Genomic DNA, 24,289 nt, shown 5'->3' with positions numbered 1-24,289 from the left:
CTTACAAAACAAATTCTCCAGAGGCCCGGTCAAATTGCCGGGCCTCTGCTTTTGTGAAGGCCTTTTTGCTGTCGTCGAAACTGATCCGCGCCAGATTGACATGCAGGGGCGAGATATCGATCAGGTTAAAATCGTTCGGCTCCCCCCGTTGGCGCGAAGACAGGCTGGTGCCCGCGTGTAGCTGGATCGCCAGATGGCCGTCATGCTCCGGCGCCGGATGGGCAAAGGTGCCCGCGTGCCAGATGTGCAGATGTCCCGAGAGGATCAGGTCCGCTCCGCAGTCCAAGAGCCGCCTGAGCGCCCGTGGCGCGCCGGGGATGGGCTTCTTGTGGGTCTCATTGGGGTGATCCAGCGGATGGTGGCAAACGGCGATGCGCAGGGTTTTTTCGCTCCCACGTGACAGGGCGCGGCAGGCGCGGCCCAAACGGCGCAGGCCCAACTTGCCGGTCTGCCATTTGAACCGGTCGACGGTGTTGATCCCCACGGCAACAAAATCCGCGCCTTCATGGACCGGGGTGAGGTCGTGATTGATCCAGCGCCGGTAATAGCGCCAAGGAGCAAAGAACCGGGTAAAGGGGCGGTGCAGCGGGATATCGTGGTTGCCCGGCACGCTCAGCACCGGGGCGTTGATCCGATCGATAAAGGCTCGTGCGGCGCGATACTCCTTTTCCCGGGCGCGTTGGGTCAGGTCGCCCGAGATGATCACCAGATCGGGGTCATAGCCATTTACGGCTTCCAGCAAAGGTAGCAGAAGGTCGGGGCGGTCCTTGCCGAAGTGCAGGTCGGATAGGTGGATCAAACGGCTCATCTTACGGCCTTTCCGCGCGCGCTCGGCACGTAGATATGAATGGGCGAACTGGCGCGGGTGAGCCGGTACGGCCCGCGCATCACCGCGATCTCCCCATCCCGCGCGACATAGCGTTTGCGCTGTTTCATGCGTATTTCGATCTCGGACCCGCAGAGCATTTCGTAGTCCGTGTGATGTTTCGCGCGGCCCGTGGCCAGCGCCACCGCATGGCGCAGCAGGCCGAAGCGATAGGTGTCAGGGGCGACCAGCAGCACCATATCGCCGCGGGCGATGCAGTCTTGCCCGTCGAGCCCCATTTGATCCAACTGGAAGGCGTTGTTCACCGCGAAAACCAGCGGAGTGCGCAGCTGTGTCTCTTTCTCATCCACCACGATGGTCAGTTTGAGCGAGGTGCGGAAACCGATCAAGGCTTTGATCACTGACCAATAGGCGGCGATCCGGCTGCGGCCCCAACGGCGGTAGATGCCTTCGCGGGTCTTGAGGATCGCGGGATAGGCGCCGATGCTGGCGTTGTTCAAAAAGGTCTCACCATTAATCGTCGCCACATGCAGCGGGCGGCTGTCACCAGCGGCGATGACGTCGACGGCTTCTTCGAGGTTCTCGGGAATGCCGATCGACCGCGCGAAATAGTTGAAGGTGCCCTGCGGGATGATGCCGAGCGGACGGTCGTGGCCCACCATCGCCGAGGACACGCCCGAGATCGTGCCATCCCCGCCCGCGACGGCGATGATCCCAACGCCACTAGACAGCGCCTCACGCGCTGCGCTGGCGGGGTCGTTGCGTTTGTCAATGTGAATGAATTCTGCCGTGATCCCATGCCGCGCAAAGGCGGAGCGGATCGTGTTTTCGGCTTGGTCACCGTCTTGACGGCCTGAACCGCGGTTCAGAATGACGATAGCGCGCTTCGATGACATAAGTTCCCCTGCCAAATGCTCGGGGAAAACGCGGTGGAACGCCTATTTGTTCACCTCAATAGGCGTTCCGAAGAGATTTTTCAGACAGGTCTGCCTTCGAAAATCTTCCCGTCGACCTGAACGGCCATGCGACCGCCCGCCAACATTTTTACAAAGATACCCTGAACGTAAATGGAACTTCCGATTGCGATGGTTCTCAACATGTCGGCACCCTTTCATACAGATGTTACAACTCTGCCTCAGGATGATGCGCATTCGGTTAAAAAATCCGCAACATGCTGAGCGATTGCCGTTCACTAGTGCAATTCTGCCACTCTGCGCTAGAGCCAATCACGCAATATTGATATTAGCGGCACGTCTGCCTCGGGCATCGGATAGGCGCGCATTTCGTTCGGGCGCACCCATTTCAGGATCTGCCCCTCGCGCGAAACCGGGGTGCCGCCCCATTTGCGGCAGGCGAACAGCGGCATCAGCAGGTGGAAATCACTGTAGCTGTGGCTGGCAAAGGTTAGCGGGGCAAGACAGGATTCCCATGTCTCAATCCCCAGTTCCTCGTGCAACTCGCGGATCAACGCCGCCTCTGGTGTCTCTCCCGGTTCGATCTTGCCGCCCGGAAACTCCCAAAGGCCCGCCATCGGCTTGCCTTGGGGCCGTTGGGTCAAGAGCACGCGGCCATCGATGTCGATCAAGGCCGCGGCGGAAACCAGCACTGTCTTCATCTGCTCAGGACCGATAGTCGGCGTTGATATCGATATAGCCATGGGTCAGGTCGCAGGTCCAAACGGTGCACTGCCCCTCACCAAGGCCCAGATCGACCCCGATGGTGATATTCTGACCCTTCATATGCGCGGCGGCATCCTCTTCGGAGTAGTCGGGGCTGCGCCATCCCTCGCGGGCAACTTCGATATCGCCGAACCGGATCGACAAACGGTCACGGTCCGCCGCAGCACCCGATTTCCCGATGGCCATGACGACGCGGCCCCAGTTGGGGTCTTCGCCGGCGATGGCGGTTTTGATCAGGGGGGAGTTCGCGATGGCCATGGCATGAACCTTGGCCTCGTTGTCATTGGAGGCGCCGGTCACGGCCACCTCGACGAATTTCTGCGCGCCTTCGCCATCTTTGACGACCTGATGTGCGAGGTCCATCATCACGTCGCGCAGGGCCGCATCGAATGCCTCGTTGCCCGATACATCGACACCGGAGGCGCCTGTCGCGGCCATGATCAGAGCATCAGAGGTGGAGGTGTCGCTGTCGACGGTGATGCAGTTGAATGTCGTCTCGGTATGGATCGAAAGGCGCTGTTGCAGCGCGTCGGTCGCCAGGACCGCATCGGTAAAGATATAGACCAGCATGGTGGCCATATCGGGCGCGATCATGCCCGAGCCCTTGGCGATCCCCGCGATAGAGACGGTTTTGCCGTCGATCTCAACCTTGGCGCTGGCCCCTTTGGGGAAGGTGTCTGTCGTCATGATGGCGCGCGCCGCGTCTTCGATTCCCGCGGGGTCGAGTTTCGCGTGGAGGTCTCCCAATACGGCAGTGATACGCTCATGTGGCAGCGGCTCGCCGATCACCCCGGTGGAGGAGGTGAAGACACGAGCTTGCGGCACGCCGCAGGCATCGGCAGCGGCGGCGGTGATCGCTTCGACCGCGTCGATGCCGCCGCGTCCGGTAAAGGCATTGGCGTTGCCGGAGTTCACGACGATGGCGGCGCCTTCGTCCGAGGCGCCGCCGATCTTGGCCTGGCAATCCAGCACCGGGGCCGCGCGGGTGGCGGAGCGTGTGAACGCCCCCGCCACGGCGCTGCCCGGCGCCAGTTTCGCCAACATCACATCGGTGCGCCCTTGATAGCGCACGCCTGCGGCGATGGTGGCGAATGTCACGCCGTCGATAACCGGCAGATCGGGAAAACGGGCCGGGGCGAGCGGCGAGACAGCCAGGGATTTAGCCATGAGTTAGTTCAGCCATTCAATGTTGTTAAGAACGGAAGGGTCGATGCCTTCGGCCGCGCTGCGGTCCACCTCGGCGGAGTTAGTCAGGCTTTCGATAGCCTCTTGCACCTTGGTCTGGCGGATTTGGGTTTCCAGCTCTTCACGCACGTCTTCCAGCGCGGGGGCTTCGGCGGTGCGCGTCTCGTTCAGCTTGATGACATGCCAGCCGAACTGGGTTTCCACCGGCTCGGACACGCTGCCAGCTTCCATGCCGGTCACAGCCTCTTCAAAGGCGGGCACCATCATGCCGGGGCCGAACCACCCCAAGGAGCCGCCACCGGGGCCGGAGGGACCGGTCGATTTCTCTTTGGCAAGCTCGGCAAAGTCCGCGCCGCCATCAAGTTCTGCTTTGATCGCGTCGGCTTCTTCCTTGGTTTCGACAAGGATATGCGAGGCGTTGAACTCTGGCTCAGGCTCGGCATCTTTGTACTGCGCGTCATAGGCCGCTTGCAGTTCTTCGTCGCTGACCGGCTCGGCCATGACGCCTTCGATCGCTTCACCGGCGGTGAGCGAGCGGGTCTCATTCTCGAGCGACAGGGTCACACGCGGCGGCAATTCGCCGGTAAAGCTGTCGGCGAGGGCCGTTTGCTGCACGAGCTGGTCCAGAAGACCTTTGAACAGCACGTCCTCGGGCAGTTGTTGGTACTGCTGGGGCAGGCTTGCGCGGGCGACGATCATATGCCCAAGCGTGATTTCAGTGTCGTTGACGGTGGCAACAACCGTGTCGAGACCCGGTTCGTCCTGGGCGGCCACAGGCAGCGCCACAGCGGCGGCAAGCGCCAAAGACGACAGAAAAGTGAGGGGTTTTTGCATGGTTGGGTCCAATCGCTTCCTTCGTAGCAGGGCTGCTACATTGACAGTGTATGGCACGCCCCTTACATCGCCTTATGGCGCTGAGAGGCGCGGGCTCATCCACTATCTATGGGCTGCCATGGCGCTCGGCAACCAGATCGGCGCAAGACATCATAACTTCGGCGGGAGATTACATGCTGGGTATCGGAACAATCGCCAAAAAGGTCTTTGGCACGCCAAACGACCGGAAGATCAAGGCGACCCGTCCGCTTGTGGCACGGATCAATGCGCTGGAGCCTGAGTTCGAAAAGCTAAGCGACGACGAGATCAAAACGCGCACCGCGGAACTGGGCAAACGGGCCGAGGCGGGCGAAAGCCTTGACGATCTGCTGCCCGAAGCCTTTGCCAATTGCCGCGAAGCCGCCCGCCGCACCCTTGGTCTGCGCGCCTTTGACACCCAGCTTCTGGGCGGCATCTTCCTGCATCAGGGCAATATCGCAGAGCAGAAGACCGGTGAGGGCAAGACCCTGACCGCGACCTTCGCGGCCTACCTCAACGGTCTGACGCATAAGGGCGTCCATGTGGTGACCGTGAACGAATACCTCGCCAAACGTGACGCCGAATGGATGGGCAAGGTTTTTGGCGCGCTCGGTCTGACCACCGGGGTCGCCTATTCCGGCATGCCCGAGGATCAGAAACGCGCGGCCTATGCCTGCGACATCACCTATGCCACCAACAACGAGTTGGGCTTCGACTACCTGCGCGACAATATGAAGTCGAACCTCTCGGACATGCTGCAACGCGGGCATAACTTTGCCATCGTGGACGAAGTCGACAGCATTTTGATCGACGAAGCGCGGACGCCGCTGATCATCTCTGGCCCGTCGCAGGACCGTTCCGAGATGTACCAGATCATCGACGCGCTGATCCCCTCGCTCACCGATGAACATTACGAGCTGGACGAGAAAACCCGCAACGTGACCTTCACCGACGAGGGCAACGAGTTCCTCGAAGAGCAGTTGCGCGCGCGGGAATTGATCGAAGAGGGGATGACCCTTTACGACCCCGAAAGTACGACCATCGTGCACCACGTCAACCAAGGTCTGCGCGCGCATAAGCTGTTCCAGCGCGACAAGGACTACATCGTGCGCGACGGCGCGGTGACATTGATTGACGAATTCACCGGCCGCATGATGCCGGGCCGCCGCCTGTCGGACGGCCTGCACCAAGCGATCGAAGCCAAGGAAGGCGTTGATATCCAGCCCGAGAACGTGACCCTCGCCAGCGTCACCTTCCAAAACTACTTCCGCCTTTACGACAAACTGGGCGGCATGACCGGCACGGCCCTGACCGAAGCCGAAGAATTCGCCGAGATCTACGGCCTCGGCGTGGTCGAAGTGCCGACCAATGTGCCAATCGCCCGTGTGGACGAAGACGATGCCGTTTATCGCACCGCGCGTGAGAAGTACGAGGCGATGATCGAACGGGTCAAAGAGGCCCATGCCAAGGGGCAGCCCTGCCTTGTCGGCACCACCTCGATCGAGAAGTCCGAACAGCTCAGCGCCATGCTGACCGCCGCCGGGATCGAGCACAACGTGCTCAACGCCCGCCAGCACGAGCAAGAGGCGCAGATCATCGCCGAAGCGGGCAAGCTGGGCGCGGTGACCATCGCCACCAATATGGCGGGCCGCGGCACCGATATTCAGTTGGGTGGCAACGTCGAATTGAAAGTGATCGACGCGCTGGATGCCGACCCCGAGGCCGACCCGGCCAACATCCGGGCCCAGATCGAAGCGCAGCATGCCGAGGAAAAGCAGAAGGTGCTGGAGGCTGGCGGTCTCTACGTTCTGGCCTCCGAGCGTCACGAGAGCCGTCGCATCGACAACCAGCTGCGGGGCCGTTCGGGCCGTCAGGGTGACCCGGGCCGCACTTCGTTCTTCCTGTCGCTCGAAGATGACCTGATGCGCATCTTCGGCTCGGAGCGGCTTGAGAAAGTGCTGACGACGCTGGGCCTGAAAGATGGCGAAGCCATCGTGCACCCATGGGTCAACAAATCGCTGGAGCGGGCGCAGGCGAAGGTCGAGGGCCGCAACTTTGACATCCGAAAGCAGCTGTTGAAGTTTGACGATGTGATGAACGAGCAGCGCAAAGTGATCTTTGGCCAGCGCCGCGAGATCATGGAGGCGGACAACCTCAATGAGATCGTCACCGACATGCGCGAGCAGGTAATCGACGATCTGATCGACACCTATATGCCGCCCAAGACCTACGCCGATCAGTGGGACACCCAAGGTTTCTATGCCGCGGTGATCGAACAGTTGAACGTCGACGTGCCGATCATCGCATGGTGCGAAGAGGACGGCGTGGATGACGAGGTGATCCGCGAACGTCTGATGAAAGCCACGGATGAGCTGATGGCCAAGAAGGCCGAAGCCTTTGGCGAAGAGAACATGCGCAACATCGAGAAACAGCTGTTGTTGCAAGCGATCGACACCAAATGGCGCGACCACCTGCTGACGCTCGAACATCTGCGCTCGGTCGTGGGCTTCCGCAGCTACGCACAGCGCGATCCGCTGAACGAGTATAAGAACGAAGCCTTCCAATTGTTTGAGACGATGCTCGACAGTCTGCGGCAGGAGGTGACCCAGAAGCTGGGTCAGATCCAACCGATGAGCGAAGAGCAGCGCCGCGAGATGATGCAGGAAATGGCCGCCCGACAGGCTGCGATGCAGGCTGCGGCGAGCGAGGCGGCGGATGAGGCCTCTGAACAGGCCGAAGCCGCAGCCCCCGGCTTTGACGAGAACGATCCGTCCACATGGGGCAACCCGGGCCGGAACGATCCTTGCCCCTGCGGCTCTGGCAAAAAGTTCAAACACTGCCACGGCCAGATCACCTGAGCGGCGTCACCTTTTCGCCCATAACTTGGCGTTTCAGGGCCATACCCCGGCCCTGATCCGCGCCCATAAAGTCTCTAACGAATCCGTTGAAGGAGACTTGTCATGCGGCGCACGAAAGAAATTCTGACAGCTGTCGGCACTCTGGCCTGTGCAGTGGGCATTGGCTATGTCATGCAAAGCTCCGACACCGCGCAGCAGCGCTATGGCGCAGGTGAGGCGCAGCTTCCGGTGGCCGACAATGGCGCCTTGCTTGAGGTTGAGGGCATCACCCTGACCTCTGCCGCGCTTGAAAGCCCCATTGCCCTGCCGACGCTGGATGACCGCGTGGTCAAGGCCGCAGCGCCCCAAGGCCTGCCGCCCGCCCCGAAAAACCACAGCGCCGCGATCCCCGCGACCTGCGATATCATCGCCGAAGCCCATGCCGTTGCCGCCGCGATGGTGAAACTTACCCTCGATGCCGCCTGCCTGCCAAATGAGCGGCTGACCGTGCATCACAACGGGATGATTTTCACCGAAGTCACCGATGACCAAGGGCAGTTGTCCGTCACCGTCCCGGCCTTGGCGGAAGAGGCTGTTTTCATTCTCGCCTTCGGCAATGGCGATGGCGCGGTGGCGCAGACTTCGGTCCCTGAACTCTCTGATTTCAACCGCGTCGTGCTGCAATGGAAAGGCACGGCAGGGTTCGAGCTTCACGCCCGCGAGTTCGGCGCGGATTACGGCGACGCGGGCCATGTCTGGTCCGGCGCGCCGCGCGATATGACCGCTGCCGTGCTGGGCGAAGGCGGCTTCATGACTCGCAATGGCGATACCGACACCGCTGAGCCGTTGATGGCCGAAGTCTATAGCTTCCCGGTCGCCAAAGCGGCGCAGGAGGGCGATGTCGCGCTGAGCGTGGAGGCCGAGGTAAGCGAGGCGAACTGCGGGCTTGAGATCGAAGCACAGGCGCTGGAACTGCGCGGCGACGATCCGGTGAAAACTCAGAACCTGACCCTCGCCGTGCCGGACTGTGACGCGGTCGGCAACTTTCTGGTGTTGAATAATTTGCTCCAAGACCTGAAAGTCGCGCAGAACTGACGCAACCGGGTAGGTCTAGATGAACGGGTTGAAACGTGCGGCGATCAGCGCCGCACTTTTGCTTTTTACAGCGGGCGCATCTGCGGCGCAGGACATCACACTGACCTCGCGCGATGGCAGCGTCGAACTCAGCGGCACCCTGCTGGGGTTCGACGGCGAATTCTACCGTGTCGAGACGGACTATGGCGAATTGACCGTCGACAGCAGCGGCGTGTCCTGCGCCGGGCCGGGCTGCCCCAACCTGGAAGATTTCGTGGCCGAGGTGCGCTTCTCGGGCTCTGCCACCATGGGGGCGGTGCTGATGCCCGCCTTGATCGAAGCCTTTGCCGCGCGGCAGGGCTATACCGTCAGCCGCGAAGAGGGGGACAGCGGGCGCTTCGCGCTGCTGCTGGCGCGTCAGGACGACGGCAAGCTCGCCGCGCGGTTCGATTTCCGGGCAAGCAATACCAACGAGGGCTTTGCCGATCTGCTGGCGGATGAGGCCGATGTCGTCATGGCCCTGCGCGAGGTGCGCCGCGAGGAGCGGATCAATGCCCGTGAGGCAGGCTTGGGTGATCTGACTGGGGCCAATCGCAGCCGGGTTCTGGCGCTCGATGCGGTGGTGCCTGTGGTCGCCCCGTCCAATCCGGTCAAACAAATCTCGCCACTGACTTTGGCGCGGGTGTTCTCGGGCGAGATCAAGAATTGGCAGCGCCTCGGCGGGCCGGACGCGCCGATTGAGTTGCATCTGCCCACCGCCGATAGCGGGTTGAGCCAAGCCATCGTGGATCAGGTTCTCACCCCCGCCGGGCTGGAACTGAGCGCCGATGTCACCCGCCACGCCATGCCCGATGCGCTGGCCGAGGCGGTCGCGCGGGATGTTTTCGCCCTTGGCATCACCAGCTATGCCGAACAGGGCGAGACCGAGGTGCTAACCCTCGGCGGCAACTGCGGTTTTGCGCTGGATGCCGCACGGCGCACGATCAAAACCGAAGACTACCCGCTGACCGCGCCGATGTTCCTCTATTTCCCCGCCCGGCGCTTGCCGTTGATCACGCGCGAGTTTCTGGCCTTTACCCGTGGCCCTTCGGCCCAGATCGTGATCCGTCGGGCCGGTTTCGTGGATCAAACGCCCGAGGAAATCCCGGTTGAGGAACAGGGAAACCGCTTTGCCAATGCGATCATCACGGCGGGTGTCGAAACCCCGCTAGAGGAGTTGCAGCGCATGACGGCGACGCTTGTGCCGATGGCGCGGCTGACCACCTCTTTCCGCTTCGAGGCGGGGTCGATCCGGCTTGATGCGCAGTCGCGGTCCAACGTGCAGCAGTTGGCGCGGGCCTTGGAACAGGGGCTATATGACGCGCGGCGGCTGATGTTCGTGGGCTTCAGCGATGGCGAGGGGGCCGCGCGGGCCAATCGCGAAATCGCCCTGCGCCGTGCCGAAGCGGTACAGCGTGCCGTCAGCGCCGCTGCGGTCACCGCCAACCTGTCGCGTATCGATCTGCGGGTCGATGCCTTTGGCGAGGCGATGCCGATTGCCTGTGACGATAGCGAATGGGGCCGTCAGGCCAACCGGCGGGTGGAGGTTTGGGTGCGCTAGGCGCACCCCGCTATAAATGCCCCTCACTGCGAAAGCTGAGCTCGCGCGATTTTCCGATGATCAGGTGGTCATGCAGCGTCAGCCCCAGAGCGTCACAGGCGGCGGCGACCTGCCGGGTCATGTCGATGTCTGAGCGTGACGGGCTGGGGTCGCCCGAGGGGTGATTGTGCACAAGGATGATCGCACTGGCGTTCAACTCAAGCGCCCGTTTGGCAACCTCGCGCGGGTAGACTGGCACATGGTCCACCGTGCCCTTTGCCTGTTCCTCATCCGCGATGAGGATGTTTTTCCGGTCGAGGTAGAGGACGCGAAACTGCTCCATCTCCAGATGGGCCATGGTGGTGTGGCAATAGTCCAGCAGCGCATCCCATGAGGTGACGATATGCCTTTGCAGCACCTTCGCCCGGGCCAGACGCTGCGCCGCAGCCTCAATGATCTTGAGTTCGACAATCACCGCTTCGCCTACGCCTTTGACATCGCGCAGCCGGGCGGCGGGGGCGGTAATGACGCGGTTGAAATCGCCGAACCGGTCGAGCAGTTCGCGCGCCAGCGGCTTTACATCCCGTCGCGGGATGGCGCGGAAGAGGACAAGCTCCAACATCTCGTAATCCGGCATGGCCGCCGCGCCCCCGTCGATGAAACGGCTGCGCAAACGTTGGCGGTGATCCGCGATGTAAGAGGGTTGCTTCCCCGTGTTGGACGGCGGCGCTTGCGCTTCGTCCAGCAGATAGGGGAGGGGCTGATCAGCCAAAATTCTCGGGGCGCGGTTCATGCCCGGAGTGTTGCGTCAAAGTGGTTATTATTCGGTTAACGGACGATTATAACTTCGTTCACCATATTGCCGCAAAAGGGGAGCCGCCTTCGCAGCTCCCCCAATGGTTAACCCTTCATCGAATCCCAGAAGGATTTGACGGAAGAGAAGAAGTTGCTGCTCTCGGGGTTGTTGTTCTGGGCCTCGCCCTCGAACTCGCGCAGCAGTTCTCTCTGCCGGTTGGTCAGGTTCACCGGGGTTTCGACCGCCAGTTCGATGATCATATCACCCACGCCACCGCCACGCAGCGGCGGCATGCCCTTGCCGCGCAGACGCATCTGACGCCCCGATTGGCTGCCCGCGGGGATCTGCACGCGGCCCCGGCCCCCGTCGATGGTGGGCACTTCGATATTGCCACCCAAAGCGGCGGTGCTCATCGACACCGGAACACGGCAGAAGAGGTTCGGCCCGTCGCGTTCGAACAAGTCGTGATCGGCCACCTCGATAAAGATGTAGAGATCACCCGACGGCCCGCCGCGCATGCCCGCTTCGCCTTCGCCAGCAAGACGGATGCGCGTGCCGGTCTCGACGCCCGCGGGGATGTTGACCGAGAGCGTGCGCTCTTTCTCAACCCGGCCCGCGCCACGGCATTTCTTGCAAGGATTCTTGACGATCTGCCCCATGCCGGAACAGGTCGGGCAGGTCCGCTCGACGGTAAAGAAACCTTGCTGGGCGCGCACCTTGCCCATGCCCGAACAGGTGGGGCAGGTCGAAGGTTCCGCGCCGCCTTCGGCACCGCTGCCGTCACAGGCGTCACATTGGACAGAGGCCGGGACAGTGATCGACTTTTGCATGCCAGAGAAGGCATCTTCGAGCGAGATGCGCAGGTTATAGCGCAAATCAGCCCCGCGTGCGGCACGGCGTCCGCCGCCACCCCCACGTTGGCCCATGAAGTCACCGAAGAGATCGTCGAAGACGTCTGAAAAGGCCGAAGAGAAATCGCCCTGACCGCCGCCCATGCCGCCACCGGGACGCCCGCCGCCCATGCCACCTTCAAAGGCGGCGTGGCCGTAGCGATCATAGGCGGCTTTCTTGTCGCCGTCCTTGAGCACGTCATAGGCCTCACCCACTTCTTTGAATTGGGCTTCGGCTTGGGGATTGTCTTTGTTGCGGTCGGGGTGAAGGTCCTTCACCTTGCGGCGATAGGCTTTCTTGATCTCGTCGGCAGAGGCCCCTTTGGCAACGCCAAGCACCTCGTAGTAATCACGTTTTGCCATGGGTTATCATGCTCCTGCGCTGGAACGTGATGGGCCGGCCCGTCTGACGGACCGGCCCTTTCACAGGTTCCGTTTCACGCTTACGCGCGCTTGTCGTCGTCCAGATCTTCGAACTCGGCATCAAGGATGTCGTCATCGCCACCTTGCGCTTGCTGAGCATCCGAAGGCTGCGCCGTGTCGTCGCTGCCGCCCTCGTCCTGAGCGGCCTTATAGATGGCTTCGCCCAGTTTCATGGCAGCTTCGGTGACGTTCTGGATGCCGTTCTTGATCTTGTCGGCGTTGTCTGTTTCCAGCTCATCTTTCAGCGCGGCAATGGCCAGTTCGATCGCTTCGACGGTGGTCGGGTCGACCTTGTCGGAATGCTCTTCCAGCGACTTTTCGGTCGAATGGATCAGCGATTCCGCCTGGTTCTTCGCTTCGATCAGCTCGCGACGGGACTTGTCCGCCTCGGCATTCTCTTCCGCGTCCTTGACCATCTGTTCGATATCCGCATCCGACAGACCGCCCGAAGCTTGGATCGTGATCTTCTGCTCCTTACCGGTGCCTTTGTCGAGCGCGCCGACCGACACGATGCCGTTGGCGTCAATGTCGAAGGTCACTTCGATCTGCGGCATGCCGCGCGGGGCAGGCGGGATGTTCTCAAGGTTGAAGGCACCGAGCATCTTGTTGTCGGCTGCCATCTCACGTTCACCTTGGAAGACCCGGATGGTCACAGCGTTCTGGTTGTCTTCGGCGGTCGAGAAGACCTGAGACTTCTTCGTCGGGATCGTGGTGTTGCGGTCGATCAGACGGGTGAAGACACCACCCAGCGTCTCGATGCCGAGCGACAGCGGGGTCACGTCAAGCAGGACCACGTCCTTCACGTCGCCTTGCAAAACGCCGGCCTGAATGGCGGCACCAAGGGCCACCACTTCGTCCGGGTTCACACCCTTATGCGGTTCCTTGCCAAAGAATTTGGAGACCTCTTCGGCCACCTTCGGCATGCGGGTCATACCACCCACGAGCACAACTTCGTCGATGTCAGACGCGGACAGACCGGCATCTTTCAGCGCGGCGGCGCAGGGCTTCATCGAGGCCTTAATCAGGTCACCAACAAGGCTTTCCAGTTTGGCGCGGGTCAGTTTCATGACCATGTGCAGCGGCGAGCCGTCCTTGCCCATCGAAATGAAGGGCTGGTTGATCTCGGTCTGGCTGGAGGAGGACAGTTCGATCTTAGCCTTCTCTGCCGCTTCCTTCAGACGCTGCAGCGCCATCTTGTCTTGCGTCAGGTCAACGCCATTGGCCTTTTTGAACTCTTCCGCAAGGTAGTTCACGATGCGCATGTCGAAGTCTTCACCACCGAGGAACGTGTCGCCGTTGGTGGATTTCACTTCGAACAGGCCGTCGTCGATCTCAAGAATGGTCACGTCGAATGTACCGCCGCCAAGGTCATAGACCGCGATGGTTTGCGTATTCTCTTTGTCGAGGCCGTAGGCCAGCGCGGCGGCTGTCGGCTCGTTGATGATGCGCAGCACTTCGAGACCGGCGATTTTGCCGGCGTCTTTGGTGGCCTGACGCTGAGCGTCGTTGAAGTAGGCCGGCACGGTGATGACTGCCTGAGAGACTTCCTCACCCAGATAGCTTTCTGCGGTTTCTTTCATCTTGCCGAGGATGAAGGCCGAGATTTGGCTTGGGGAGTATTTCTCACCCTTGGCTTCGACCCATGCGTCGCCGTTGCCGCCGTCGATGACGTTGAACGGCATGTTCTTTTTGTCTTTGGCCAGATCCGCATCGTCGTTGCGGCGGCCGATCAGGCGCTTGACGCCAAAGACTGTGTTTTCAGGGTTGGTGACCGCCTGGCGTTTCGCCGGCTGGCCGACAAGGCGCTCGTCGTCGGTGAAGGCGACGATCGACGGCGTGGTGCGCGCGCCTTCGGCGTTTTCGATCACACGCGGCTGGCTGCCATCCATGATGGCGATACAGCTGTTGGTGGTGCCAAGGTCAATACCGATTACTTTGGACATGTTTCGATCCCTCTTTGAATCTAAGGCGATGACACGAGGCGCGGACCCGTTTTGGCATCCTGCCCCGATCTGTTGACATCGAAGACCACGTGCCTTCGACGGTTCGGAGCGTATATAGGGAGGGTATTTGCACCCTGCAACCATTGGCTGGTCTGGATGGTCGCGATTCCGTGATGTTTTTGCTAAACGAGCGAGGAAGAACGAAAAATGACTGCTTTGCGCCTCCGGGGCTTTGATATTCACAAGGAATTTCTAGGAAGAGCGGCCCAGCAGGAGGTACTGGAGGCGGTGCGCGGCGTGGTGCGCCAGGCGCCGTTCCTTCGCCCCGAAGTGCCGCGCGGCGGGCGCATGTCGGTGCGGATGAGCGCGGCAGGGCGCTATGGCTGGTTTTCCGATCGGCGCGGGTATCGCTACGTCACCGAACACCCCGACGGCCAGCCTTGGCCCGAGATTCCGGCACCGATTATGGCGATTTGGGATCAGTTGACCGGGTTGGAGCGCCGCCCGGAATGCTGCCTGATCAATTATTACGATGCAGATGCGCGCATGGGGCTGCATCAGGACCGGGACGAGGCGGATTTTCAGTGGCCTGTGGTCTCAGTCTCTCTGGGGGACGATGGGCTGTTTCGGATCGGCAACCTAACCCGAGGGGGCAAGACGGAATCGATCTGGCTGCAATCGGGCGACGTGGTGGTGATGGGCGGTGACGCGCGGCTGACCTATCACGGCGTGGATCGGATCAAGCCCGGCACCTCGACATTGCTGCCCAAAGGCGGGCGGATCAACTTGACGCTGCGTGTGGTAAAGTGACGTTTTCTTTAAAAGAAAACGGTGACGGACTTTTTCAAAAAGTCCGTTGCTCTAGCGGCTGAGAGAACAACACCCTGTCTGATGTTGCCAGCCATCATTCCCTTGCAAAAGGAAGTCGACCGCCAGCCTATAGGCGCGGTCCGACATGCCATCGCTACAGGCGCGGGCCGCGATCGTAGCGATGGCCGCGCCCTGCCGCCCCTCGGCGATCATGTGGAAACTGTCGCGTCGCCCCTGCGCCGGGCCTGACTGCGTGATGCGGTAATCGCCTGCGCCGCCCGCCATGGCGTCATAGCTCAGCGCATCGCCGGTCACCTCAAAAGACCAAAACGGCTCTGTCCCGCCGCAATGGGCCACGGGTGGCATCGCCCCGGCCCATTGGCCCGGTTGCCGGGTGAGGAAGCGTAGAGACACCCATCCGGTTCCTTCGCCCGTGTTGACCAAGCCCCAACCGTGATGATCATCGGGGCGGATCACTTCGATGTTCTGGGCGCCAGGCTCGAAACTGCCGATGATTGGAGCATTGGCACTTGGGGCTTGGCGAATGTTCAACACATCATCCGCCGCGACGCCGCCGACGTCATGCAGGGCAGGCCATGCATCCTGCGTTGCCCAAACAGGCAGTGCCCAGAGGCAGAGGAGGAGCGCCAGCAGTCTCATCGCCGGGCGTTCCAACTGATCGACGCATGGCGGCGGGTATAGAATTCGCCCATCAGCCCGATCATCAAAAGCACCAGCCCGACCCAAAGCGGATATTCCCAACTGGTGTAGCGCGGGTTGTAATTGATAAAGGCAAAGCCGCGCGCTTGGTCGATGCTGTGAAACAGCGGGTTCCAGTCAAACATCGCCAGCATATAGCCGGGCAGAGAGTTGGCGAGGAACATCTTCCCCGAAGCGATCATATTGGCGCGCTGATAGACGGTCGAGAAAATCGTCACGAAAGACGGAAACCACGGTTTGATTGCCAGCATCACCAGCCCAAGCGCGCAGCCGGTAAACCAAGCGGTCAGCATCATCCCGAAAGCGGCAAAGGGCTGGTCTATGGTGATCGGCGTGACCGCCACATGATAGATGAACAAGATCACGAAGAGCGACAGCACTTGGATATAGAGCGACCCCACCGCCGCCGATGCGATGGCGATGATCGTGTTCATCGGAGCGTGCTGCATCATCGGACTTGCCGGCCCCTCAGACCCTGCGACCGCGCCCAACGCCTTCACATGGGTGAGGTAAAGGAAAATCCCCGACATCAGATATATGAGGAAGTCACCCCGCACGGCAGAGCCGCGCATTCCGAGGATCGAGAACATCACATAGAAGGCCAGTACGAACATCACTGTTTGCAGCATGTTCATCGCGATGGCGATAAAGGCATTGTTGTGCTGTTTGCGCACGTTGCGCACCACGGAATGGTAGACCAGTTCCGCGATGGCGAGGGCAGAACCGATGCCGGATTTCGGCTTTCTGGAAGACTGGAACATGCGCGCGTCCTTGACGAAGCCCTAGCGTGGCACGGAATTCTTGCTGTTCCGTTAGCTCCGCAGCATAAGGGAAAGGGTGAATTGAAGCAACGACAGCCCGCAGGGCCGGAGGCAGAATGAATTACGAGAAACTGGTCGCGGAAATGCGGCGGCTGGCATTGGAAGCCGGGGACAAGATCATGGAGATCTACGGTCAGGACGATTTCGAGGTGAAATCGAAATCCGACGACAGCCCCGTCACCGCCGCCGACGAAGCCGCAGATGCGATCATTTCCGACGGGCTCCGCGCGGCTTTCCCCGATGTCATGCTGGTGACCGAAGAACAGGCCGCGACCCATTCCGCCAAGGGCGATACCTTTCTCATCGTAGATCCGCTGGACGGCACCAAAGAGTTCGTCCACCGCCGCGGAGATTTCACGGTAAACATCGCTCTGGTCGAAGGCGGCGTGCCGACGCGCGGCGTGGTCTATGCCCCCGCCAAAGCCCGGATGTTCTTTACCCAAGCCGACGGCCAGTCGGTCGAGGAGGTCGGCGCATTCGACAAGCGGCAGGTGGGGGAGACCAAGGCGATTTCGGTCTCTGACCCTGACAATGCGGCCCTGATGGTCGTCGCCTCGAAATCTCACCGCGATCAGGCGACCGATGATTACATCGGAAAATACGCCGTGCGCGACATGACTTCGGCGGGGTCGTCGCTGAAATTCTGTCTCGTCGCGACCGGAGAGGCCGATCTCTACCCGCGTTTGGGCCGCACGATGGAATGGGACACCGCCGCGGGCCATGCGGTGCTGAACGGGGCAGGCGGCGCGGTGGTGCGCTTTGACGACCTCTCGCCCCTGACCTACGGCAAAGAAGACTTCGCCAACCCTTTCTTCATCGCCCATGCCCCGGGCGTTGAGTTGAAGGCGGGCTGATGTCTGTCCTGATCGTCATCCCCGCCCGCTATGCTTCCACACGCTATCCCGGCAAGCCTCTGGTGGCGCTCACCGGGGCGTCGGGCCAGAAACAAACCCTGATCGAACGCAGTTGGCGGGCCGCCAGCGCGGTGTCGGGTGTCGACCGCGTGGTGGTGGCCACCGACGACGACCGCATTCGCGAGGCCGCCGAAGGCTTCGGCGCCGAGGTCGTGATGACTTCGGAGACCTGCGCCAACGGCACCGAACGCTGTGCCGAGGCCCATGCCGCATTGGGCGGGGGCTATGACATCGTGGTGAATCTGCAAGGTGACGCGCCTCTCACGCCGCATTGGTTCGTCGAAGGGCTGGTGCAGGGGTTGAAAGACACCCCCGAGGCCGAGATCGCCACCCCGGTTCTGCGCTGCGACGGGGCCACTCTGAACAGTCTTTTGGCCGACCGCAAAGCGGGCCGCGTGGGCGGCACCACGGCGGTTTTCGGCGCCGATCATCAGGCGCTCTACTTCTCGAAAGAGGTCGTTCCCTATACCGGAAAGCCCTATGCAGAGACGGATATGACCCCGGTCTTCCACCATGTCGGCGTCTATGCCTACCGCCCCGATGCGCTGGCGCAATACCCAAGCTGGCCTGTCGGCCCCTTGGAGCAGTTGGAAGGGTTGGAGCAGTTGCGTTTCCTTGAAAATGGCCGCGCCGTGTTCTGTGCGGAGGTCGAGGCTAAGGGGCGCGAGTTTTGGGAATTGAACAACCCCGAAGATGTGCCAAAGCTTGAAGCCATGATGGCGAAAATGGGTCTGGAATGACCGCCACCCCCGTCAGTGCCACGCTTGAAAGCGGCGTGCCTGTCAGCATCGTGATTGTCAGCCGGAATCGGCCCGAAGCATTGCGGCGCTGCCTGACGGGGGTGGAACAGCTTCAATATACCCCTTTCGAAGTCATCATCGTGGCCGATCCCGCCGGGATCGCCGTGGCCCGCGCCATGCATTTCGCTTGGGCGGTGAAACTGGTCCCTTTCGACAGGCCGAATATCTCTGCCGCGCGCAACCTTGGGATTGCCGAGGCCGCGGGGGAGGTCGTGGCCTTTATCGACGATGACGCGGTGCCCGAGCCGCAATGGCTGCGCCACCTGCTGGAGCCTGCGCAACGGCCCGAGGTCGCGGCGATGACCGGCTTCGTCCGGGGGCGAAACGGCATCTCGTTTCAATATCGTGCGCGCCAATTGAATGGTGTCGGAGAGCCGGAAACGCTCGATGTCGACCCTGAAACCCTCAGCATCCTGCACCCTCCGCCCGGCGGGGCAATCAAGACCGAAGGCACTAATATGGCCTTTCGGCGCGATGTCTTGGTGGAAGTGGGCGGCTTTGACCCGGCCTTTTATTACTATCTCGATGAGACCGATCTGAACATGCGGCTGGCGCGGGCGGGCCATGCCACGGCAATCGTGCCACTGGCCGAGGTCCACCACGGTTTCGCCGCCAACGCCATGCGAAGCGCCAACCGCGTGCCGCGCGATCTTTTCGATATCGGGGCGAGCTGGGCCGTGTTTCATCGCAAACATCTGCCTGCGCAGGACCGTGCCGCCCATTGGGCGCATCTGCGCGCCCAAGAGCGACGCCGTCTGCTGCGCCATCTGATAAGCGGCGGGTTGGAGCCGCGCGATGTGCCAAGGCTGCTGCGCAGGTTGGACGAGGGACACGCCGAAGGGGAGAAGCGCCCCATTACCAGCGTCACCCTGCCTGAGAAGGCCAGCAGCGCTTTCCGCCCCTTTCCCGCCCGCGCCCGGCGCAGCGTGGCCATGTTCACCCGGCCTATTAAACTGGCGCAAGACCGGGCAGAGGCTGCAAAACGGGCATTATCGGGTGAGATCGTGACCCTGATCAACCTTTCGCCGACGGCGCTTTATCACCGCGTTGCCTTTGATCCGGCCCACGCTATCTGGCTGCAAACAGGTGGAATATACGGAAAGTCCACACGGGATGACGCGGTTTTCCGCTTAACTCGGCGCCTCGACAGGCTGCAAAGGGAAGTTAAGCGAGTTGCCAGACAGCGCGGTTTCGGCGATGATCATCGCCGGTAGAAAGACGCAGGTAAATTGACCGTGGCGATCTGTATATTTCGAATAAGTTGTAAGGATTAAAATGCGCAAGAAGGTTACAAAAGCGATTTTCCCCGTTGCAGGCATGGGGACACGCTTTCTGCCCGCCACCAAATCGGTGCCGAAAGAGATTATGACCCTCGTCGACCGGCCCTTGGTTCAATATGCAATCGATGAGGCGCGCGCCGCCGGGATCAAAGAGTTCATCTTCGTGACCTCGCGCGGAAAAGGCGCGCTGGAGGATTACTTCGATCACGCGCCGCAGCTTGAGCAGGAGTTGCGTAAAAAGGGCAAAACCGAGCTTTTGGAGACACTGCAAAGCACCAATATGGACAGTGGCGCAATCGCCTATATTCGCCAGCACCAGGCGCTGGGCTTGGGCCATGCAGTGTGGTGCGCGCGCCGTTTGATCGGCAATGAGCCCTTTGCCGTGATGCTGCCGGATGACGTGATCGCGGCGGAAAAACCTTGTCTACAACAGATGGTCGAGGCCTATGAGGAAACCGGCGGCAGCATGGTCGCCGCGATGGAGGTGGAGCCTTCCCGCACATCCTCTTACGGCATTCTCGATACCAGCGAAGAGCGCGGTGATCGTGTGAGGGTCAATGGCATGGTTGAGAAGCCGGCCGTCGACGAAGCACCATCGAACCTCGCGGTGATCGGGCGCTATATTCTCGCGCCGACTGTTTTGAAGAACCTGAACAAGCTGAAATCCGGCTCGGGCGGTGAAATTCAATTGACCGATGCGATCGCGCAAGAGATCGAGCAAGACCGCGATGTCTATGGCTTCCGTTTCCGCGGTCAGCGGTTCGATTGCGGCTCTAAAGCGGGCTTTTTGCAAGCGACCGTGGCATTCGGCCTTGCCCGTGAAGAATTGCGCGACGAACTTTCGGCCTATCTGCAAAGCATCTCGCAAGTCGACTGCGCGGCGCAGTAGGGGCGAGAAGCGGGCCTTTGCAGAAGCAATCTCCCCCCGCGCGGCTGTTGGACCTGACGCGCAGTTTGCGTCGGGTTGGGCGGGGCGCGACGGGGGTGGATCGGGTCGAACTGGCCTATCTCTCACATCTTTTGACAGAGGACGCGCCGCTTTTTGGAGTGGCGCGCACTGCTTTGGGGTATGTCCTGCTGGACCGCGATGGGATGCGGGGCTTTCAGGATCGGCTTGCGGGCCGCGTTCCTTGGGGGCGGGCGGATCTGCTTTCGCGTCTGCCGCGGGGGCGTACTGTGGCGCTCAGCCGGGCAGAGAGCGACTTGCGGCGTTTGGCAGTCGCGCGCTGCGTTCCGGCCCGGTTGCCCGCGACGCTCTCCCGGCATCTGCCGCCGGGTTTTGCCTATCTGAATGTCGGGCACAGCAATCTGACGGATCGGGTTTTGGGCGCCGTGAAACAGGCGCGGGGGCGGAGTGCTGTTCTCATCCATGACGTGATCCCATTGGAATATCCCGCCTACCAACGCCCCGGCTCCGTTGCGCCGTTTCGGGCCAGGATCGACCGGGTGAGCGCGCAGGCCGATCTGGTGATTTACAACTCACAAGACACGCGCCAGCGCAGCGAGGCGCAGATGCGCGGGCGGATTCCGCTTGCCGTCGTCGCGCATCTCGGCGTCGATCTGCCCGCGCCCGATGCTGGCGAGCTGCCTGTGGGGCTTCCGCCAGAGCGTCCCTATTTCGTCGTTGTCGGCACGATCGAGCCGCGCAAGAACCACGGCTTTTTGTTGGATCTCTGGCAGAAGATGGGGCCCGATGCGCCGCTCTTGCTGATCTGCGGGGCGCGGGGGTGGAACAACAGCGCGGTTTTCGACCGGCTCGACCGCCTGCCTGAAAACGGCCCCGTGCAAGAGCTGGCGAACCTCAGCGACAAAGGATTGGCAGCCTTGGTGCAGGGGGCGGCGGGGATGCTTTTCCCCAGCCATGCAGAGGGGTTTGGCCTGCCGCCGGCAGAGGCGCTGAGCCTTGGAACGCGTGTTTTATGCAACGATTTGCCGGTCTTGCATGAGGTCTTGGGTGACAAAGCCGTTTACGCGCCCCTGAGCGAACCCTATTCATGGATCAGAACAATCGAAGAATGGGCCGCATCTGTGCCAGACCCGCGCCCAGCGACGACTTTTATCGCGCCAACATGGGCCGAACACTTCAAGACCGTGTTAAAGTCGACGTGATAGCGCGGTAGAGGGGGGCGGTCAGACGCGATAGGTAAGGGGCGGTTTGGGCTTAATTCAGTCATATCGGTTGCGGCTGCAACGCAAGCGCTGGCGCATCCGCGCCTTCCGCAAGCGGCGCGAGTTGACCTCTGTGGCGAACCGGACCGCACAGATTAAGGCTGACGATATTCTGCTGTTCTGCACGCAGCGCAACGAAGCGATCCGGCTGCCCTATTTCCTGAAATACTACCGCGAGATGGGCGTCGGGCATTTCTTCTTTGTCGATAATGACAGTGACGATGGCGCGCTCGATTATCTGGCCGAGCAGCCCGATGTCTCGGTCTGGAGTGCCAAGTCCAGTTACAAACGCTCCCGCTTTGGGGTGGATTGGCTGAACTGGTTGCAGATGAAATACGCCCATGGCCATTGGGCGCTGACGGTCGATCCGGATGAGTTTCTCGTCTACCCCTTTTGCGACACGCGCCCCCTGCGGGCGCTGACCGACTGGCTCGATGCCTCTTCGATCAAGAGCTTTTCAGCGATGTTGCTGGATATGTATCCCAAGGGGCGGCTTGACGAGGAGCCCTATCAGGCGGGCCAAAATCCGATTGAGATCGCCGCATGGTTCGACAGTGGCAACTACACCATTTCGCGCAATCGGCGGTTTGGAAACCTGTGGATACAGGGCGGACCACGGGCGCGGGTGTTCTTTCCCGACGCGCCTGCCAAGGCGCCCGCGCTGAACAAGGTGCCGCTGGTCAAATGGGATCGGCGCTATGCCTATGTCAGTTCGACCCATATGCTGCTGCCGCGCGGGCTCAATCAGGTCTATGACGAATGGGGCGGAGAGAAGGCCTCGGGCGTGCTGTTGCACGCCAAATTCCTCGACACCTTCGGGGCCAAGGCGGCGGAAGAGTTACAGCGTAGCGAGCATTACGCGGCTTCGGTCGAATACAAAGCCTATGCCGCACAGCTGAAGGACGACCCGCAGCTTTGGTGCAAATGGTCGGAACGCTACATCAACTGGCGGCAGCTTGAGATCCTCGGCCTCATGTCCAAAGGGAACTGGGCATGAGCGTCGGGATCGTCATGTTGGTGCACAACGCCTTTGACCGGGCCGAGCAGGTCGCGCGGCATTGGGCGGCGGCGGGTTGTCCGGTGGTGATCCATATCGACAAGGCGGTGCCCCGGCGGGCGCATGATGCCTTCGTGGCGGCGCTGTCGGATCTCAAGGATGTCTGCTTTAGCCCGCGCAAGCGCTGCGAATGGGGCACCTGGGGAATCGTTGCCGCCTCTCAGGGCGCGGCGGAATTGATGCTCTCGCGCTTTCCCAAGGTGCGCCATGTCTATCTGGCCTCCGGCTCTTGCCTGCCGCTGCGCCCGGTGCAGGAGTTGGTCGACTATCTTGAGGACCGTCCCCAAACCGATTTCATCGAAAGCGCAACCACGGCGGATGTGCCCTGGACCGTGGGCGGGCTGGATGCAGAGCGGTTTACCCTGCGTTTCCCCTTCTCATGGCGGCGCAACCGCTATCTGTTCGACCGCGCGGTCGAGGTGCAGCGCCTGCTGCGGTTGAAGCGTCGGATGCCGCGCGGGATCGTGCCGCATATGGGCTCGCAGTGGTGGTGCCTGACCCGGCGCACCCTGTCGGCGATCTTGCAAGACCCGGACCGGCCCACCTACGACAAGTTCTTCCGGCACGTTTGGATCCCGGACGAAAGCTATTTTCAGACCCTTGCACGGCTCTATTCCAGCAAGATCGAAAGCCGATCGCTGACCCTGTCCAAGTTCGATTTTCAGGGCAAGCCGCATATCTTCTACGACGATCACCTCCAGCTTTTGCGCCGCTCTGATTGTTTCGTGGCACGCAAGATTTGGCCCCATGCGGACCGGCTTTATGATGCCTTCCTGACCGACCCTGCCGGTGCGATGAAAAAGACCGAGCCGAACCCGGGCAAGATCGACCGTATCTTTGCCAACGCGGTGGAGCGGCGCACCCGGGGCCGCGCCGGGCTTTATATGCAAAGCCGTTTTCCCAACGAGGATTGGGAGAATGGCGTCACCGCCGCGCCCTATTCGGTGTTTCAGGGCTTTACCGAGATTTTCGAGGATTTCGAACATTGGCTGAGCCGGGCCAGTGGTGCGCGCGTGCATGGGCATCTTTTCGCCCCCGACCAGGTGCATTTTGCGGGTGGGGAAACCACGCTGAACGGAGCCTTGTCGGACAACCCGGTGCTGCGCGATCACAATGCCAGCGCGTTCCTGACCAACCTGATCTGGAATACAAGGGGCGAGCGTCAGTGCTTTCAGTTCGGCCCGATGGACAATCAACAGATCAACTGGCGTGTGGCCAAAGACCCCAACGCGCATATTTCGGTCATCACCGGCGCTTGGGCGGTGCCCCTGTTCCGCTCGAACCTCGATTTCGCCGATATTCGCCGTCTGGCCGCCAAGCTGCAAAAGACGGAAAGCACGCATTTGGATGTGTTGAATTCGCCCTATACCAAGGCGCGTGTGCGGGTCTGGACCATGGCGGATTTCATCGAAGCGCCGATGGAGCCCTTGCAAGATATCCTTGACGAAATTGGCCGCCCCCGTCTGCGTCGCCTGTCAGAGGCGCCGCGCATGGTCGATCTGAACGGCTTTGGCCAGTTCCTCCAGAACCTCAAGAACCAAGGCATGCACCCCTATCTGGTCGGCGATTTTTCGGTGGCCCAAGGGGGCAGCGCCGATGCCAAACCTTCCCCCAAACCCTATCTGGTGAAATAA

21 protein-coding genes are annotated in these 24,289 nt (G+C 61.3%); 11 read left to right on the top strand and 10 right to left on the bottom strand.

All coding sequences use genetic code 11. The annotated features are described in order from the left end of the window. Window position 1: 1 nt before the first annotated feature. The 5 genes from ACGYLC_RS01705 to ACGYLC_RS01685 form a co-directional block, all read right to left on the bottom strand. Window positions 2-808 (bottom strand): metallophosphoesterase family protein, encoded by an 807-nt coding sequence (locus ACGYLC_RS01705; protein WP_394421300.1) that lies wholly within the window; start codon window positions 806-808, stop codon window positions 2-4. Continuing rightward, on the bottom strand, window positions 805-1,722 hold the full coding sequence (locus ACGYLC_RS01700) for a diacylglycerol/lipid kinase family protein (RefSeq protein WP_394421298.1): 918 nt from the start codon (window positions 1,720-1,722) through the stop codon (window positions 805-807). The genes ACGYLC_RS01705 and ACGYLC_RS01700 overlap by 4 nt, the downstream gene beginning before the upstream one ends. A 320-nt stretch (window positions 1,723-2,042) precedes the next feature. Continuing rightward, window positions 2,043-2,441, bottom strand: a complete 399-nt coding sequence (locus ACGYLC_RS01695) for a (deoxy)nucleoside triphosphate pyrophosphohydrolase (RefSeq protein ID WP_394421297.1) — start codon at window positions 2,439-2,441, stop codon at window positions 2,043-2,045. 4 nt (window positions 2,442-2,445) lie between these two features. Further along, window positions 2,446-3,672, bottom strand: coding sequence for a bifunctional glutamate N-acetyltransferase/amino-acid acetyltransferase ArgJ (gene argJ / locus ACGYLC_RS01690; RefSeq protein ID WP_394421295.1), 1,227 nt, complete (start codon window positions 3,670-3,672; stop codon window positions 2,446-2,448). A 3-nt stretch (window positions 3,673-3,675) separates the two neighbouring features. Continuing rightward, complete coding sequence (locus ACGYLC_RS01685; RefSeq protein ID WP_394398168.1) at window positions 3,676-4,524, bottom strand: peptidylprolyl isomerase; 849 nt, start codon at window positions 4,522-4,524, stop codon at window positions 3,676-3,678. A gap of 173 nt (window positions 4,525-4,697) precedes the next feature. Between ACGYLC_RS01685 and secA the strand changes: the two genes are divergently transcribed. From secA to ACGYLC_RS01670, 3 genes are all read left to right on the top strand, one after another. Beyond that, window positions 4,698-7,400, top strand: coding sequence for a preprotein translocase subunit SecA (gene secA, locus ACGYLC_RS01680; RefSeq protein WP_394421293.1), 2,703 nt, complete (start codon window positions 4,698-4,700; stop codon window positions 7,398-7,400). 102 nt (window positions 7,401-7,502) lie between these two features. Continuing rightward, window positions 7,503-8,474, top strand: a complete 972-nt coding sequence (locus tag ACGYLC_RS01675; protein ID WP_394421292.1) for a hypothetical protein — start codon at window positions 7,503-7,505, stop codon at window positions 8,472-8,474. A gap of 19 nt (window positions 8,475-8,493) precedes the next feature. Next, window positions 8,494-10,053 carry a substrate-binding domain-containing protein gene (locus ACGYLC_RS01670; protein WP_394421291.1) on the top strand — a complete coding sequence of 520 codons (1,560 nt, stop codon included), beginning with the start codon at window positions 8,494-8,496 and terminating at the stop codon, window positions 10,051-10,053. 10 nt (window positions 10,054-10,063) lie between these two features. On the opposite strand, the gene radC is transcribed toward ACGYLC_RS01670, so the two are convergent. The 3 genes from radC to dnaK form a co-directional block, all read right to left on the bottom strand. Continuing rightward, the gene (gene radC / locus ACGYLC_RS01665) at window positions 10,064-10,825 is read right to left on the bottom strand and encodes a DNA repair protein RadC (RefSeq protein WP_394421290.1); all 762 of its coding nucleotides are present in this window, start codon (window positions 10,823-10,825) and stop codon (window positions 10,064-10,066) included. Between the two features lie 107 nt (window positions 10,826-10,932). Beyond that, window positions 10,933-12,081, bottom strand: coding sequence for a molecular chaperone DnaJ (gene dnaJ / locus ACGYLC_RS01660; RefSeq protein ID WP_394421288.1), 1,149 nt, complete (start codon window positions 12,079-12,081; stop codon window positions 10,933-10,935). A gap of 80 nt (window positions 12,082-12,161) precedes the next feature. Next, a complete protein-coding gene (gene dnaK, locus ACGYLC_RS01655; protein WP_394398157.1) occupies window positions 12,162-14,084 on the bottom strand; it encodes a molecular chaperone DnaK in 1,923 nt (640 codons plus the stop codon). 207 nt (window positions 14,085-14,291) lie between these two features. Between dnaK and ACGYLC_RS01650 the strand changes: the two genes are divergently transcribed. Further along, the gene (locus ACGYLC_RS01650) at window positions 14,292-14,894 is read left to right on the top strand and encodes an alpha-ketoglutarate-dependent dioxygenase AlkB family protein (protein WP_394421286.1); all 603 of its coding nucleotides are present in this window, start codon (window positions 14,292-14,294) and stop codon (window positions 14,892-14,894) included. Between the two features lie 51 nt (window positions 14,895-14,945). Here the strand turns inward: ACGYLC_RS01650 and ACGYLC_RS01645 are convergent, their stop codons facing one another. Next, window positions 14,946-15,554, bottom strand: coding sequence for an SH3 domain-containing protein (locus tag ACGYLC_RS01645; RefSeq protein ID WP_394421284.1), 609 nt, complete (start codon window positions 15,552-15,554; stop codon window positions 14,946-14,948). Beyond that, window positions 15,551-16,375, bottom strand: a complete 825-nt coding sequence (locus tag ACGYLC_RS01640) for an ABC transporter permease (RefSeq protein WP_067264256.1) — start codon at window positions 16,373-16,375, stop codon at window positions 15,551-15,553. Before ACGYLC_RS01640 ends, ACGYLC_RS01645 begins: the two co-directional genes overlap by 4 nt. Window positions 16,376-16,491: 116 nt before the next feature. On the opposite strand from ACGYLC_RS01640, the gene cysQ reads away from it, so the two are divergent. The 7 genes from cysQ to ACGYLC_RS01605 all read left to right on the top strand — a co-directional run bounded on the left by cysQ (window position 16,492) and on the right by ACGYLC_RS01605 (window position 24,289). Beyond that, on the top strand, window positions 16,492-17,289 hold the full coding sequence (gene cysQ / locus ACGYLC_RS01635; protein ID WP_394421283.1) for a 3'(2'),5'-bisphosphate nucleotidase CysQ: 798 nt from the start codon (window positions 16,492-16,494) through the stop codon (window positions 17,287-17,289). After that, window positions 17,289-18,089, top strand: coding sequence for a 3-deoxy-manno-octulosonate cytidylyltransferase (locus ACGYLC_RS01630; RefSeq protein ID WP_394421282.1), 801 nt, complete (start codon window positions 17,289-17,291; stop codon window positions 18,087-18,089). Before cysQ ends, ACGYLC_RS01630 begins: the two co-directional genes overlap by 1 nt. After that, window positions 18,086-19,363 (top strand): glycosyltransferase family 2 protein, encoded by a 1,278-nt coding sequence (locus ACGYLC_RS01625; RefSeq protein ID WP_394421281.1) that lies wholly within the window; start codon window positions 18,086-18,088, stop codon window positions 19,361-19,363. The genes ACGYLC_RS01630 and ACGYLC_RS01625 overlap by 4 nt, the downstream gene beginning before the upstream one ends. Before the next feature lie 61 nt (window positions 19,364-19,424). Then, window positions 19,425-20,318: a UTP--glucose-1-phosphate uridylyltransferase GalU gene (gene galU, locus ACGYLC_RS01620; protein ID WP_394421280.1), complete on the top strand. Its 894-nt coding sequence runs from the start codon at window positions 19,425-19,427 to the stop codon at window positions 20,316-20,318. Between the two features lie 17 nt (window positions 20,319-20,335). Next, on the top strand, window positions 20,336-21,538 hold the full coding sequence (locus ACGYLC_RS01615; protein WP_394421278.1) for a glycosyltransferase family 4 protein: 1,203 nt from the start codon (window positions 20,336-20,338) through the stop codon (window positions 21,536-21,538). Window positions 21,539-21,608: 70 nt separating this feature from the next. Beyond that, the gene (locus tag ACGYLC_RS01610; protein ID WP_394421810.1) at window positions 21,609-22,595 is read left to right on the top strand and encodes a glycosyltransferase family 2 protein; all 987 of its coding nucleotides are present in this window, start codon (window positions 21,609-21,611) and stop codon (window positions 22,593-22,595) included. Beyond that, the gene (locus tag ACGYLC_RS01605) at window positions 22,592-24,289 is read left to right on the top strand and encodes a beta-1,6-N-acetylglucosaminyltransferase (protein ID WP_394421276.1); all 1,698 of its coding nucleotides are present in this window, start codon (window positions 22,592-22,594) and stop codon (window positions 24,287-24,289) included. The genes ACGYLC_RS01610 and ACGYLC_RS01605 overlap by 4 nt, the downstream gene beginning before the upstream one ends.

The sequence above is a fragment of the Sulfitobacter sp. 1A12157 genome (assembly GCF_043557345.1).
In the GTDB taxonomy this organism is placed as follows: Bacteria; Pseudomonadota; Alphaproteobacteria; order Rhodobacterales; family Rhodobacteraceae; genus Sulfitobacter.
Note: the sequence above shows the minus strand (reverse complement) of the source record. Positions and strands in the feature narration are given on the sequence as shown.